This window comes from Prochlorococcus marinus str. MIT 9312 (genome assembly GCF_000012645.1).
Taxonomy (GTDB): Bacteria; Cyanobacteriota; Cyanobacteriia; order PCC-6307; family Cyanobiaceae; genus Prochlorococcus_A; species Prochlorococcus_A marinus_L.
This window is the reverse complement of record NC_007577.1, coordinates 1307042-1321401: the sequence shown is the minus strand read 5'-3', so window position 1 is coordinate 1321401 and position 14360 is coordinate 1307042. Positions and strand designations below refer to the sequence as shown.

The 14360-nt window shown below is 31.9% G+C and carries 12 protein-coding genes and 2 tRNA genes; 5 read left to right on the top strand and 9 right to left on the bottom strand.

The genetic code is table 11. The features are described 5' to 3' along the window. Positions 1-14 precede the first annotated feature (14 nt). From PMT9312_RS07255 to PMT9312_RS07235, 5 genes are all read right to left on the bottom strand, one after another. A complete protein-coding gene (locus PMT9312_RS07255) occupies positions 15-743 on the bottom strand; it encodes a cell division protein FtsQ/DivIB (RefSeq protein ID WP_011376950.1) in 729 nt (242 codons plus the stop codon). Further along, complete coding sequence (locus PMT9312_RS07250) at positions 740-1150, bottom strand: hypothetical protein (protein ID WP_011376949.1); 411 nt, start codon at positions 1148-1150, stop codon at positions 740-742. The genes PMT9312_RS07255 and PMT9312_RS07250 overlap by 4 nt, the downstream gene beginning before the upstream one ends. 10 nt (positions 1151-1160) lie before the next feature. After that, entirely contained in the window at positions 1161-2228 is a 1068-nt protein-coding gene (locus PMT9312_RS07245; protein ID WP_011376948.1) for a D-alanine--D-alanine ligase family protein, read from the bottom strand. 13 nt (positions 2229-2241) lie between these two features. Continuing rightward, positions 2242-3633, bottom strand: coding sequence for a tRNA (N6-isopentenyl adenosine(37)-C2)-methylthiotransferase MiaB (gene miaB / locus PMT9312_RS07240; RefSeq protein ID WP_011376947.1), 1392 nt, complete (start codon positions 3631-3633; stop codon positions 2242-2244). A gap of 71 nt (positions 3634-3704) precedes the next feature. Further along, positions 3705-3777 (bottom strand) — tRNA-His (locus tag PMT9312_RS07235). Positions 3778-3905: 128 nt separating this feature from the next. Here PMT9312_RS07235 and PMT9312_RS07230 point away from each other — a divergent pair. Beyond that, on the top strand, positions 3906-5141 hold the full coding sequence (locus tag PMT9312_RS07230) for an amidohydrolase family protein (protein WP_011376946.1): 1236 nt from the start codon (positions 3906-3908) through the stop codon (positions 5139-5141). Between the two features lie 38 nt (positions 5142-5179). Then, positions 5180-6535 carry an FAD-binding oxidoreductase gene (locus PMT9312_RS07225; protein WP_011376945.1) on the top strand — a complete coding sequence of 452 codons (1356 nt, stop codon included), beginning with the start codon at positions 5180-5182 and terminating at the stop codon, positions 6533-6535. Here PMT9312_RS07225 and PMT9312_RS07220 read toward each other — a convergent pair. The 4 genes from PMT9312_RS07220 to murA all read right to left on the bottom strand — a co-directional run bounded on the left by PMT9312_RS07220 (position 6532) and on the right by murA (position 10949). After that, positions 6532-7764, bottom strand: a complete 1233-nt coding sequence (locus PMT9312_RS07220; protein ID WP_011376944.1) for a bifunctional folylpolyglutamate synthase/dihydrofolate synthase — start codon at positions 7762-7764, stop codon at positions 6532-6534. The genes PMT9312_RS07225 and PMT9312_RS07220 overlap by 4 nt on opposite strands. An 11-nt stretch (positions 7765-7775) precedes the next feature. Continuing rightward, on the bottom strand, positions 7776-8951 hold the full coding sequence (locus tag PMT9312_RS07215; RefSeq protein WP_036924028.1) for an aspartate aminotransferase family protein: 1176 nt from the start codon (positions 8949-8951) through the stop codon (positions 7776-7778). A 5-nt stretch (positions 8952-8956) separates the two neighbouring features. Further along, positions 8957-9038 (bottom strand) — tRNA-Leu (locus tag PMT9312_RS07210). 540 nt (positions 9039-9578) lie between these two features. Next, entirely contained in the window at positions 9579-10949 is a 1371-nt protein-coding gene (gene murA, locus PMT9312_RS07205) for a UDP-N-acetylglucosamine 1-carboxyvinyltransferase (RefSeq protein WP_011376942.1), read from the bottom strand. Positions 10950-11138: 189 nt separating this feature from the next. On the opposite strand from murA, the gene PMT9312_RS07200 reads away from it, so the two are divergent. The 3 genes from PMT9312_RS07200 to trpC are packed head-to-tail and all read left to right on the top strand — an operon-like array spanning position 11139 to position 14331. Then, complete coding sequence (locus PMT9312_RS07200) at positions 11139-11984, top strand: TrmH family RNA methyltransferase (protein ID WP_225866685.1); 846 nt, start codon at positions 11139-11141, stop codon at positions 11982-11984. Between the two features lie 7 nt (positions 11985-11991). Beyond that, complete coding sequence (gene lpdA / locus PMT9312_RS07195) at positions 11992-13431, top strand: dihydrolipoyl dehydrogenase (RefSeq protein ID WP_011376940.1); 1440 nt, start codon at positions 11992-11994, stop codon at positions 13429-13431. Positions 13432-13443: 12 nt separating this feature from the next. Then, on the top strand, positions 13444-14331 hold the full coding sequence (gene trpC / locus PMT9312_RS07190) for an indole-3-glycerol phosphate synthase TrpC (protein ID WP_011376939.1): 888 nt from the start codon (positions 13444-13446) through the stop codon (positions 14329-14331). The last annotated feature ends 29 nt before the right edge of the window (positions 14332-14360 follow it).

Genomic DNA, 14360 nt, shown 5'->3' with positions numbered 1-14360 from the left:
TTAGTTTTCAAATATTAGGGTTTGAACACTTTTATTTTTGGTTTATTTGGATCAGTAAGATCAATATTATCTATTTCTTCAGAAAAATTATTTTTCTTAAATTCATTTTTTAAGTTATTGATTATTTGTAATTGATAGTTGATTAAATTTGGTTTAAATCCTAAGAATATTGTTTTTAAATCTTTTTCCTCAACAGTTAGAAACCCATTGGGTGAAAAAATTATTTTAATCACTTCAAATTCATAATTTTCTTGAGCAATTAAAATTTCAGATAATATTTTTTTAAATTTTTCTTTCCAACCAAAAACTTGTATGGTTAATTTGTTCAAATTTTTTTTGTCTGCATTTTGTTTATCGATAAAAATCCCATCTTTATCAATAAAGCCTAATATCTTTTCTTCATTATTTAATATCCTTTCAGCGTAAGCTACTGGAGTTCTTGTTTTAACATGAACTTTCAAACCAAAAGGAACTATTTGTCTACTTACTGAAACGTTCTTGAGTGATAAATTTTGTTTTAAGTCTTTTTCTAATAGATTAGTTTTAATAAAAATTAAACGTATTGGGAACGTAAAAGATGAATTACTTACCACATCATTCTCTGAGAATAATGTACTGCCAGAAATTCTAATGTCGTCTACATTAACCTTCTTAAATTTTTTTAGGCTCAAAAAACTTGTTGAAAATAAAAATAAAATTAAAAATAAAAAGCTTCTAGTGTTTATTTTTTTTAGGTTTTTCACAAATCACATCTAGCTTTTTCCATCAATTGGTCCATCCATTTTCTTGCCTGCTCTGCATCTGAAAATGGTACATCCATTTCTTTCCCATCACCTACTAGTCTCAACCTACACTTTCCTTGAGATTCAATTGTTAGAGGAGCTTCTCCAGAAGTTAGTGCCATTAATTCAACTAATTCAAGTTTCTTGATTGTGAAACAATCTTTTTCTTCAAATTTACCAGCTTCAAACGCGCTCCATCTTAATTTCCCATCTTTTAAAAATGCTGCACCTGAACTATCTAACTTACAAAGTTCAGACCCATTTGCCCAGCTCCTAAAAAGATTTTGCCTTCTTCTCTCTAACCATCCAAGTGCAGTTAATAAAACGAAGATTAAAAGTAATGGTAACCAAAGAAGTCCATGCAACATTTGATTTGAATTATAAATCTAGAGATATATCTACTAGTTTAGCCACAAGTTGTTCAATATTTAAACCCGAAGCTTCCCAGAGCATTGGAAACATACTTTTTTTTGTAAAACCAGGAATTGTATTTATTTCATTTAAAAAAATTTTATTTGAAGATTTTTCTAAAAAGAAATCTACCCTTGCAAAACCAAAAATATTTAGTGTTCTACAACTTTGAATAGCAATTTCTTTAATTTGTTTAGTGATTTTAGAATCTATTTTGGCTGGGATAGTTATCTTATTATTTGAGTTATATTTTGAATCATAATCATACCAATCACTTCCGTATTCTACCTCTCCAATCTCAGAGGTTAAGAGTTCTGAATTCCCAATTATTCCGCATTCAATCTCTCTTGTCTCTAAACCTTCTTCTACTAAAATTCTTGCATCTATTTCCCAAGCCTTTTCTAAAGCTTTTAATAATGCTGATTTATTTATTACTTTAGAAATGCCAAGGGATGAACCAGAGTTAGATGGTTTAACAAAAACAGGAAAATTTAATTTTTTTATTATCTCAATAATTAACTTATTTTTTACTTCTAGATTATTCAAATCTTCGTTTTGAATAACTAAATAATTAACTTGTGGAATTTTTAGATTTGAGAAAATTGTCTTCATCAATATTTTATCCATACCAAGAGCAGAGCCAAGAATCCCACATCCGACTAAAGGTTTATTTGTGAATTTTAGTAATCCATGAATTGATCCATCTTCGCCATTAAATCCATGAAGAAGTGGAAACCAAATATCAATATTTTGAAATTCAATTCCGTCAAGGAAGTTAATTTTTTTTTGATTAAAAAGCTCTTGTTTTTTTGTTTTTTTGTGTTCAATTTCACCAATCAGGATCTTAACTGAGATATCATTATCAATCCAATCTCCATATTTATTTATGTAAAAGGCTTTAACATTAAAGCGTTGTTTATTAATTTCTGAATTAAAGGCATTAAAAACTGTCTTAGCAGAGGATATTGATACATCATGCTCATTGGAATATCCACCAAATATTAATCCAATACATTTTTTCTTTTCCTCGATCATTTAGAAAAAATTTTTAGCAAAGTTCACCTGTTAAAGAAAAAGGTCTTGCTTCATTAATTCTGACATCTATCTCATCTCCAAGTGAAAAATTAAATTGAATGTTTTTGGGAATCTTTACGAAAGTTAATCTATTTGTCCTGGTTCTACCCATAATTTGCGAGGAATTTTTTGGATTTAAACCCTCAATTAAAACGCTTTCAATATTATTAATGTATCTTTGATTTCTGTTCCTAGCAGTTTTCTCTACCAAAGCATTAATTTCCTGTAATCTAGTTTTTTTTACTTCTTCCGAAAGTTGATTAGACCAAACTGCTGCAGGCGTATTTGGCCTTGGGGAGTATGCTGCTGTATTTACTTGATCAAAGCCAATATCTGATATAAGTTTCAATGTATCTTGATATTGTTGTTCGGTTTCTCCTGGGAAAGCAACTATAGCGTCAGCTGTAATTGAAGCATCTGGCATTAATGATCTTATATTATCAATTATATTTTTATACTTTTTAATATTATATCCTCTGGACATCTGCTTTAAGATTTCATCATTTCCACTTTGGAAGGGAATATGGAAATGTTCACAGACTTTATCAAGTTCATAACAAGCTTGAATCAATCTTTTTGAAAAATATCTTGGATGACTAGTAGCAAACCTAATCCTACTAATCCCATTAATATCATGAATGTAATATAAAAGATCAGTTAAAGTATTTTCTTTTCTCCCCTCTTTTGTAGTTCCAGGAAGATCTCTTCCATAAGCATCAATATTCTGCCCCAAAAGAGTAATTTCTTTAAAATTATCATCAGCTAATTTTTGTATCTCACTTTTTATAGCATTGGGATATCTTGATTGCTCTTTCCCTCTGACAGAGGGAACTACACAATATGAACATCTTTCATTACACCCATAAATGATATTAACCCAACCACAAATAGAGCTTTCTCTTCTCGCATTTGTTATGTCTTCAGAAATGAAGGTTTCCTCCGTGGCAGCAACTTGATTACCTAAATCAACTTTCCCTAGAAGGTTCTCAAGGTTATTGACGTGTTGAGGACCCATCACTAGATCAAGTTCTGGCACTCTCCTAAGTAAGGACTCTCCTTCTTGCTGAGCAAGGCAACCTGCGACAACAAGTTTTAAACTAGGTATTTTGTGCTTTCTTTTTGCTTGTCTTCCTAGGAAACTATAAACTTTGTGTTCCGCATTATCTCTTATAGTGCAAGTATTGTAGAGGACCAAATCGGCATTTAGTTCATCATCTGCTCTGGTATATCCCATTTTCTCTAACGTTCCAGCCATTCTTTCAGAATCGGCCTTGTTCATTTGGCATCCAAATGTGGTTATCCAATAACTTCTAGTAGTTGAATCCTTTTGAAATTCTTTTTCTTCTTTTTTTGTTTTTGTTAGCACTTTGCTAGGAACTTTTTATGATTCTTTAATTCAAAATTACAAGTTAAATAATTTTGTTGCAATTTTTTGAGGGCGAGCGAGGGGATTCGAACCCCCGAATAGCGGCGCCACAAGCCGCTGCCTTAACCACTTGGCGACGCCCGCCGCACATTTATAAATTTAACAACTCAAGGGTAATTTTTCATAGTTATTTTATCTTTTAGCGAAATTTGAATTATTTTCTTAAGCATTAAAGTTTTCTTATGTTCTAAAATAAAAGAAAATTAAAAGATTTGAGTAATTCCGGCACAGCTGAGGTTCTTATTCCCAGAAGCCTTTTTTTAATAGAAGATTTTGATGGCCTCAATATTGATGTAGAGGATTTATGTTCAGTTTCGATTACTTGGGAAAATGGATTTGTTTCTGAGTTAAAGTCCTTAAAAATTAAAGATAAAAAACCAAAAAATATTTTACTCCCAAGATTTGTTGAGACGCATTCGCATTTTGATAAATCTTTTACATGGGAAGATTTTCCTAATTTAGAATCAAACTATAGTGGTGCATTATCAGTAAATCTTGAAGAACATAGAACTAGAAATACAGATAAGGTTATTGAGAGAGTTGAGAAATCATTAAAACTTGCCATAAAAAATGGATACCGAGCTATTAGAAGTCATATTGATACATACAAAAGTCAGTCGATTGATATTTGGATTGAACTTTTTAAATTACAAAAAAAATTTTCATCTGAATTGAAATTACAATTCGTTGCTCTAGCTCCATTGGAATTCTGGGATACTTCTAATGGAGAAGAATTAGCAAAAATATTTTCCTCTCGTGGAGGCATTTTAGGGGGTGTTATTGTCCCCCCTTTTAATAAAAAAGATACAAGCAAATTTCTCGCAAAGATGCTTCTTCTTGCGAGTAAATATAAATTAGAAATTGATTTGCATATAGATGAATCAACTATTGAGCCTGGAGCAGGAATAAAAGTTTTATTAGAGACAATGGAAAATTTAAATATTAATAGTATTCCCATTACTTGTAGTCATCTAAGTAGTCTTATTTCACTAAGTCATAGTGAGATTACATATTTAGGAGAAAAAATGGCTGAGAAAAATATTAAGGTTATTGCTCTGCCTCTGACAAATTTTTGGCTTCTCAATCGAAATAATAAAACTACCTCCTTAAAAAGACCAGTTGCGCCAATAAAGCAATTACAAAAATCTCACGTGGATGTTTCTATAGGTAGTGATAACGTTCAAGATCCTTGGTACCCATTTGGTAATTTTGACCCTTTTTATATGTTGTCATGCTCGATACCTATGCTTCAACTAAATCCTTGGGAGAGAATGACTCTTTCTTCTATTTTTTTAGCTCCAAGTAGATTATTAAATTTAAAATGGGATGGTTTAATTAAAGTGGGGTGCCCTGCTGATTTCGTGATTTTAGAAGCACAAAGATGGGCAGATGTTTTTTCGAGCACTTTAAAAAGAAAAGTATTTATAAAAGGCGATTTACATTGCTGATCGACTAATTTATATACAAAACATAAAAAATTTATTTAATGACATCAAATAATCTTAAATTTATAGACAAATTTAGGGAAGTTAAAAACTTAGAGATTATTGAAAGCCAATCCGAAGTAAAAAGACTTTCAAAAGATTTTTATAACTACTCTCCAATCCTTACTGAAAAATTAGATGGATGTATTGCTGATTTTGTGGTGAGACCTAGTGATCATAATGCGGTGAAGAAAGTAGCAGAAATTTGTTGGAAATTTTCTATCCCTCTTACTTTAAGGGGGGCAGGTACAGGTAATTATGGACAAGCGGTCCCTTTGTTTAAAGGAGTTGTAATGCAGATGAGTCAGTTTAATAAGTTAGAAGAATTTGATCCTGAGACAGGTTTTGTGAAAGTACAGTCTGGCTGTGTAATGGGAGATTTGAATAAACAATTAGAGAAATATGGGAGGGAATTAAGGTTGCTTCCTAGTACTTGGAAAACCGCTACAATTGGAGGCTTTATTGCAGGTGGATCAGGAGGTATTGGGTCGATTAGGTGGGGATTTTTAAGAGATCCTGGAAATCTTATAGGTTTAGAGGCCGTGACGATGAATGAGAAACCTGTTTTATTAAAATTTGATGCTGAAGAATCCGAACCTTTAAATCATGCTTATGGGACTAATGGAATTATTACTTCTTTATTACTTGCTACTGATATCAAACGTAAGTGGTATTCAATAGTTATCGATTGCATTGAATTTGAACAAACAATAGAAATATTAAAAACTCTTACTAGCGCCGCAGTTGATATGAAACTGGGAGCAATCCTTGAAGAAGAAATTGTATATCAAATGCCAAGATGGTTTAAAAGTGAATCTAGAAGTCACAAGATATTAATACAATCTACGCTTGGAGGAATAAAAACGATAGAACTGATTTGCAAGAAATTCAAAGTTAAATCTACCCTCCTTGGGGAAGAAGAAAAACTCGTTAATGGAATTTCTGAAGTCGTATGGAATCATACAACTCTTCATATGAGGTCTAGGGATAAAAATTGGACATATTTACAGATGCTTTTGCCACTGAATAAAGAACTAGAATTAATTAATTTTTTGAAAACAAAATGGGGTAAAAAAGTTCTTTGGCATTTAGAAGCAGTTTCTCAGCAAGGATCACCACGATTAGCTGCATTGCCAGTATTAAAGTGGAATGGTGTAGAAGAATTAAATGAAATAATAGAAGATTGTAAGAAACTTGGTGCTTTTATTTTTAATCCCCACGTTTTAACTGTCGAGGGCGGAGGCCTAGGAGTGGTGGACTCTGATCAAGTAAAAGCGAAATTAAAATTTGATCCTAAAGGGCTATTAAATCCAGGGAAATTAGAGGGTTGGAAAATAAAGGAACAATTTAATATTTAACATTTCTGTTTATTGGCAAATTTAATAAATTCAGCCACTAAAAAAATAGAACCTGTTAAAACAGGAAGATTAAGGGGCCATTTTTGAAGGGCAAATAAATATTCAATGGCAAATTCAAATTTCTCAAACTCAATTATGTTTTGAAAATCAATTTCTTTAATCTGAGAAAGTTCTTTTAATTGCCAACTAGGTTGGTTTGGAACTGGAACAAGTAATAAGTGATCATTTTTCTTTAGAAGTGTTTTTAATATTGCGTGCACATCTTTTTGTCTTTGGACACCTAAAATCCAATAAATTCCTTCTTCTTCATGCTTCCAATTGCTTCGCTCATTAGAAAGTGCTTTTGCAGCAGGATAATTATGCGCACAATCTACAAGAATTTTTTTGTTTAAGTAAGTTATTATTTCTAACCTTCCTTGCCAAGTTGTTTTTTTAAGACCTTCAGATATATATTTTTCTTTAATACTAAATCCCAACTTATTAAGAGCTTCAATTACTCCAATGGCGACTGAAGCATTTTGCTTTTGGAAAATTCCTTTTAATCCAAGCTCATAGCTGTTTGAAGTTGAATCTTTCCAGATGATTTCTGCTCCAACCTCTTCAACTTTTTTGGTTATTAAATTTTCAACTTGACTGTTTTGGTTGCAGGAAATAACAATTGAGTTTTTTTCAATAACTGCTAATTTTTCTTTGGCAATTTTTTCAATCGTATCTCCAAGAAATTCTTTATGGTCTAAGCCAATGTTTCCAATAGCAATGATTGGTCTTAATTTATGGGCTGTTGTCGCGTCTAATCGTCCTCCTAAGCCAGCTTCAAGAATTATTAATTCAACTTTTTCATTGTCAAAAAAATTTAGTGCGCAGCAAATAATTTTTTCAAAAGGAGTTAATTCATATGTTGAAAAATTTTTTTCTATTAATCTATAGATTATTTCAAAATCAGTTTTGTTAATATTTTTTTTATTAACTCTAATCCTCTCACATATATCAAAAAGATGAGGAGATGTAGTTACCCCAAAATTCATTTTAGCTTCAAAAAGTATACTTTCTAGATATGCCGCGATTGATCCTTTCCCATTAGTTCCAATAATTTGTATTGCTGGGATATTCTTGCAAGGATTACCAAGTTTCTGAAGTGCTTTTTTAATTCTAGATAAACCTAACTTGATATTATCCCTTTCATATTTGGGTGATAATAATTTAAAATTTTTTAAATTTGCATTTTTCAAAATTTAAAGTGCTATAACTCCTCAAAAATTGAATTCAGCTTATCTAAAAGAATATTAATTTCTCTTCGAGATATAATTAATGGTGGGACAATCCTAACAACGTTCCCTCCTGCTGGAACTACTAGTAATCCTTTGTCAAAAGCTTTTAATGTAATTTCTTTAGCATCAGCATAATCATTATTGATAACAAGACCTTGTATTAAACCTAAACCTCTTTTCCCCCTAATAATATTTGGAAATTTTTTTGACAATTCTTCAAATCCAGCGCTTAATTGGTCCCCTCTTAGATAAACATTATTTATAAGATTTCTTCTCTTTATTTCTTCTAATACAGTTAAGGCAGCCTTACATGCGAATGGGTTCCCTCCAAAAGTGCTGGCATGATCTCCTGGTGAAAAAATGTTAGCTTTTTCTTTTACCAATAATGCTCCAATTGCATGACCTCCTCCTAATCCTTTAGCGAGGGTGAATCCATCAGGTTCAATTCCTAAATTCTCATAACCCCACATTTTTCCAGTTCGACCTACCCCACTTTGGACCTCATCAAAAATTAGAAGAGAACCATATTTATCACATATTTCTCTTAGGCTTTTAAAAAATATTTTACTTCCAGGAATTACGCCACCTTCTCCTTGTATTGGTTCAACTAAAACGCCAGAAATTTTTTGATCTTTATTTTCACACTCTTCAAATAATTTTTTTACTGAATCAAAATTGTTAAATTTAAAAAATTTGAACCCTTTAATCATTGGTTCGAAACCTTCTTGGTATTTTGGCTGACCGGTAGCACTCAAGGCTGCCAGCGTTCTGCCATGAAAGCTGGATTCTGCTGAGAGAATAATTGATTCTTTACCTTTATTTGTGGTGTTCCCATATTTTTTAATTAATTTAATTGCTGATTCATTTGCTTCCGCACCACTGTTGCAGAAAAAGACGCTTTCAGCACAACTAATATTCGTTAGAGTTTTGCTTAATTGTTCTTGTTCTTCAATGTTATAGAGATTTGAAATGTGTTGAATCTTTTTTAGTTGAGTTGATAGTCTTCGTCTTAAAACTCTATCGCTATGACCAAGACTACAAGTTGCTATACCAGCGACTGCATCAAGATACTTTTTACCTTTTTTGTCCCATAGCCAACAACCTTTACCTTTTTTGAAAGATATATCGAATCGACTATAAGTATTCATCAAAGTGGGAGCGGTCGGACTTGAACCGACATACCCGAAGGTGCCGCATTTTGAGTGCGGTGCGTCTACCAATTCCACCACGCTCCCAAGGCTTTTGAAAAATAATGAACTTTTTTATTATAACAAAATTCATTTTATTGACTATGCGTTTGGTGGTTAAGGAAGAGCGATTAAGATAACGTTTGCCATTAGTTAAATTTTTTTAATAAAAACATAGCGTAATATTTATTGGATTTGCTGACAAGAAATAAGACAAAAAATAAAGTTTTGAGGCATTTATGGCACAGTTTTGCGCTTAATTCCCTATAAAAGCACTTTTTGCAGGAAATAGCTTCATAATTAGTAATATTGTGTTATATTTAGGAAAAAATCTAATGTCTAAAACCCAAGCTAAAAAGTTATCCTTAAAATTTGTCCCTTATCTTTTCGTTGCAATAACTATTTTGACGGCATTTGGATCTAATAGTGGAACCTGGGCATGAATGATTTTAAGTTTAGTGGTTTAAATAAAAATTGGTCTAATCGCTTTTTAGTTTTGTTATTTTTATTTTTAGGTTGTATTTCACTAATCAATATTGCTTACGTTTGAATTAATTTACTTAGTATTTAAAATTTCTTTGTTTCTGACTAAGCTGCTCTAAGATTTGAAATGTCTTCAGATTTAGGTTCAATTTTAAATTCATTCTCCTCAAAAGTACTTTTATTAAACTCCCTAGTTATTTTAATACCTAATTTTTTTAGTTTTAATTCAAAATTTTCATAACCTCTATCTAAATGTTCTAAACCATAGATATTACTAGTACCTTCTGCGATGATTCCAGCAATTATTAATGCGGCTGATGACCTTAAATCTGAGCCTATTAGATCCATCCCATTAAGTGTTTTAACACCTTTAATGTAAGCTACGTTTTCATTTAGTTTTATACGGGCACCCATTTTATTAAGTAAATGAATATGATTCATTCTGTTTTCGAAAATCGTTTCAGTGATCTTTGATTCACCATTTGCTATTGTCATTAGTGCTGTAAATGGTGCTTGCAAATCAGTAGGAAATCCTGGAAAAGGAGCTGTTTCAATATCTACTCCTTTAATCTCCTTACTCTTGATTGAAATCGAATTACCTTTAATAGTAATTTTACTCCCACTTTCTTGAAGCTTATTAGTAACAGCTTCAAGATGATGAGGGATCACAGGAGAAATTGTTATTGAAGAGGAAGTTGCAGCAGCAGCTATTAGAAAAGTTCCAGCTTCTATTCGGTCTGGAATTACTTTATGAGTACAACCACCTAGCTTATTAACACCATCAATAATTATTGTTTCTTTACCGGAGTCGTAAATCTTTGCCCCCATTTTATTAAGCATATGGCATAAATCCTGAATTTCAGGCTCTCTTGCAGCATTCTCAATAGTAGTTCTTCCTTCCGCTAAAGATGCAGCCATTATTAAAGTTTCAGTTGCTCCTACGCTTGGACACTTCAATTTAATATGAGTACCATGAAGTTTATTTTTGTTTCCCCTTATCTTTGCCTTGACAATTCCCTCTTCAATAATAATGTCTGCGCCTAATGCGATGAGTCCATTAATGTGCTCGTCTATTGGCCTTGATCCAATATTGCATCCACCTGGTAAGGGTACTTGAGCTTCTCCAAATTTAGTTAATAGTGCACCTATGCAAAAGAAACTAGCTCTTAATCCATTAACTAGTTCATATGGAAGTTCTTTAATGGAAATATTTGTTGGATCTATCTCTAATTGGTCATTTTTATCAATTAAATTAACTCCTAAATTTTTTAGGATATTTCCCATTTTCTCAATATCAGTAAGATAAGGAATATTTTCAAGTATTATTTTTTCATTAGTTAGCAATGATGATGCCAATAAAACTAAGGCCGAATTCTTCGCGCCATTTATCTTAACTATTCCATTTAACTTGCCTTGGCCAAGAATCTTTAAATTTTGCGATTTAAGATATGCCTTCTTTTTGCTTCCGCAAATCATTAAGACTTAATTTATTAGGTTTATCATGACAAACTAATAATATTAAGTCCACCCTATGTAACGTCATGAATATTAAACAAAAGTGAAAATTTACTTTTTAATTTCTTAAGAAATAAAAATTTAATAAATAATTGATCAAAATATTAATGTAATTAAAATGTAGTTGATAACAAATTATTTAAATTACTCATAGAAAATACTTTTTTAAAAATAACTAGTAAAAACAATAATCTAGTTAAAAGATTTAGGTCCTTTAAAAGAGGGTTCTCTAGAAAAGAACAAGATTTTTTTTGCATAGAGGGTACTCATCTCATTGAAGAATTGTTGAAGTCTGGAAAAACTCCCTCCAAAATTTTAGTTACCGAAAAATGGCTAAGAAAGAATGAAAATCTAAGCAAAAAGCTTCAACCGTCATTAATAAATATTGTCTCAGAGGAAGTCTTAGCATCTGCGATTTCAACGATTAATCCAGATGGGATAGCAGCTTTGGTAGAGATTTCATCAATACCTAATTATCAATTTAATATTAAAGATGATTTTGTTCTTGTTCTCGAAAGGATTCAAGATCCTGGGAATATGGGTAGTCTTTTCAGAACTGCTCTAGCTGCTGGCGTTGATGCAATTCTTTTAGCTGGAGGTGCCCATCCATTAAGCCAAAAGGTATTAAGGGCATCTTCTGGCGCAGTTTTTCATCTGCCATTTTTAAGATTTGATGGAACTGAAGAAGAAATATTAAATTCTTTATGCAAGTCTTTGTATGAATTATCAAATGTAGGATTTAAGATTTTTACTACTAGTAGCCATAATAAAAGTTCAAAAAAATCTTCAAAACCCTACTGGGAAATTGATTGGACTAAGTCTACTGCCTTGATTTTGGGTAATGAGGGTCAAGGTATTCATAAAAAAATTCAAGAAGCTTTTAATGAAACAATTACAATTCCGCATAGTGAGCTTGTAGAATCATTAAATGTGGCTTGCGTTGCAGTTCCATTATTACTAGAACGAAAAAGAGTCGCATACACCTCTAATACGTAGATAAAAAGTGACTGATTCAAGTTTTGATTTTGATTTAATCGTAATAGGAGCAGGATATGGAGGTTTTGATGCCGCTAAACATGCTGCTGGTAAGGGACTGAAAGTCGCAATAGTAGAATCTTCTGACATGGGAGGCACTTGTGTTAACAAGGGGTGTGTCCCCTCTAAAGCTCTTTTGGCTGCAAGTGGAAAAGTCAGAGAAATTGCTGATTATGAACATTTAGCAAAATTTGGTATTCATGCTTCCCCAGTAAGGTTTGAAAGATCAAAAATTGCAGATCATGCAAATAATTTAGTTTTAAATGTTAGAGAAAATTTAACAAAAACTCTCAAAAGGAGTGGAGTTGAAATTATTTTGGGCATTGGCAGAATTGAAGGAAATCAAAAAGTAGGTGTAAGAGATAAAAACGGAATTGATAAAATCTTCACATGTAAGAATATTGTTATAGCAACTGGTTCTTCTCCTTTTGTTCCTCGTGGAATAACTTTGGATAATAGGACTGTATTTACTAGTGATGATGCTGTTAAACTTGAGTGGCTTCCAAGATGGATAGCTATTATTGGAAGCGGATATATAGGATTGGAATTTGCTGATGTTTATACTGCGCTAGGTTGTGAAGTTACCATGATTGAGGCTTTGGAAAATATTATGCCAACATTTGATCCAGACATTACAAAAATTGCTAAGAAGAATCTTATTCAAGCTAGAGATATAGACACAAAATCAAATGTCTTTGCTACAAAAATAACACCTGGATGTCCTGTGAAAATAGAACTGACAGATGCAAAATCTAAAGAAGTTGTAGAAACTTTAGAAGTTGATGCCGTATTAGTTGCAACTGGCAGAAGTCCTAATAGTAATAACTTAAATCTTGAGTCGGCTGGGATAGAAACAGTAAAAGGTTTCATTCCTATAGATGATCAAATGAGGGTTAAGAATGGTGATGAAATAATACCTAACATTTGGGCTGTTGGAGATGTAACAGGCAAACTAATGCTTGCCCATACAGCTGCAGCGCAAGGTACTATTGCTGTTGATAATATTTGCGGTGGTAACGTCGAAATTAACTATAAAAGTATCCCTGCAGCAACCTTTACTCATCCTGAAATAAGTTCAGTTGGTCTCTCTGAAGCAGAAGCTAAAGAGATATCTGCAAAAGAAAATTTTACTTTGGGAGTTGTCAAAAGTTTCTTTAAGGCTAATTCAAAAGCATTGGCTGAATTGGAGAGTGATGGATTGCTAAAGTTGATTTTCAATAAAGATAATGGGAAAGTATTAGGTGCTCATATTTTTGGGTTACATGCAGCTGATTTAATTCAAGAAATTTCGAACGCTATTTCAAGGAACCAAGATGTAATTGAATTATCTACAGAAGTTCATACTCATCCCACTCTTAGTGAAGTGGTTGAGGTCGCATATAAACAAGCGGCTTCTCAAATAAAATAATCCCTATAATTAATGGAGATAAGACGCAGGCCACCAAATCCAACAGTAAGGGTAGAAAATTTAGAATATGCCGTGCCTCATAGAGAAGCACAAGCAAAAAATATTCTAGAAGAAATTGTATGGCACAAGGATATTGAAATTAAGAATTTTAAAAAAATAGTTTCTTTAGAAGATCTCATCAAAAAGATTGAAAACCTTCCAGATCCCAAAGATTTTTATAAAAATATCTTGGAGTCAAAAATAAAACCAGGATTAATTGCTGAAATAAAAAAAGCTAGTCCGAGTAAAGGAGTTATTAGAAAAGATTTTAACCCTGAAGACATAGCAATTTGTTATGAAGAATTAGGAGCATCATGTATCTCAGTACTTACCGATAAAAGGTTTTTTCAAGGTAGTTATGAAATACTCGAAACTGTAAGGAAATCAACTAATCTCCCTCTACTCTGCAAAGATTTTATTATTTCTGCTTATCAGATTTATAAAGCAAGGGTATCTGGTGCTGATGCAATATTATTAATCGCTGCGATTTTAAGTGATGACGATTTAATTTATCTAAAGAAAATAGCTGATAATTTAAAGATGAGCGTTCTTGTTGAAGTCCATAACGATAATGAATTAGAAAGGATACTAAAGTTAAAATCTTTTAATTTGATTGGAATAAATAATAGGGACTTAAAGACTTTTAAAACGGATTTAAAAACATCGATAGAATTGATGCATATATATGCAGATATATTTTTAAAACAAAATATTCTTCCCATTAGTGAATCTGGAATTAATTGTGCCCAAGACTTAGAATCGCTTAGATCTATTGGGATCAAGGGAGTATTAATTGGTGAAACTTTTATGAGAGAAAGTGATATTGAAAAATCTTTCAAGAAATTATTTAATTCAATTTAATTTTGACTTCAAATCGTGCTATAAAATTA

What these genes read in the sequence shown, in the direction of transcription:
- murA (WP_011376942.1), bottom strand. Translation starts at nt 10,949, where the DNA reads ATGATTTGCGGAAGCAAAAAGAAGGCATATCTTAAATCGCAAAATTTA.
- PMT9312_RS07250 (WP_011376949.1), bottom strand. Translation starts at nt 1,150, where the DNA reads ATGTTGCATGGACTTCTTTGGTTACCATTACTTTTAATCTTCGTTTTA.
- PMT9312_RS07245 (WP_011376948.1), bottom strand. Translation starts at nt 2,228, where the DNA reads ATGATCGAGGAAAAGAAAAAATGTATTGGATTAATATTTGGTGGATAT.
- PMT9312_RS07215 (WP_036924028.1), bottom strand. Translation starts at nt 8,951, where the DNA reads ATGAATACTTATAGTCGATTCGATATATCTTTCAAAAAAGGTAAAGGT.
- trpC (WP_011376939.1), top strand. Translation starts at nt 13,444, where the DNA reads ATGGAGATAAGACGCAGGCCACCAAATCCAACAGTAAGGGTAGAAAAT.
- PMT9312_RS07225 (WP_011376945.1), top strand. Translation starts at nt 5,180, where the DNA reads ATGACATCAAATAATCTTAAATTTATAGACAAATTTAGGGAAGTTAAA.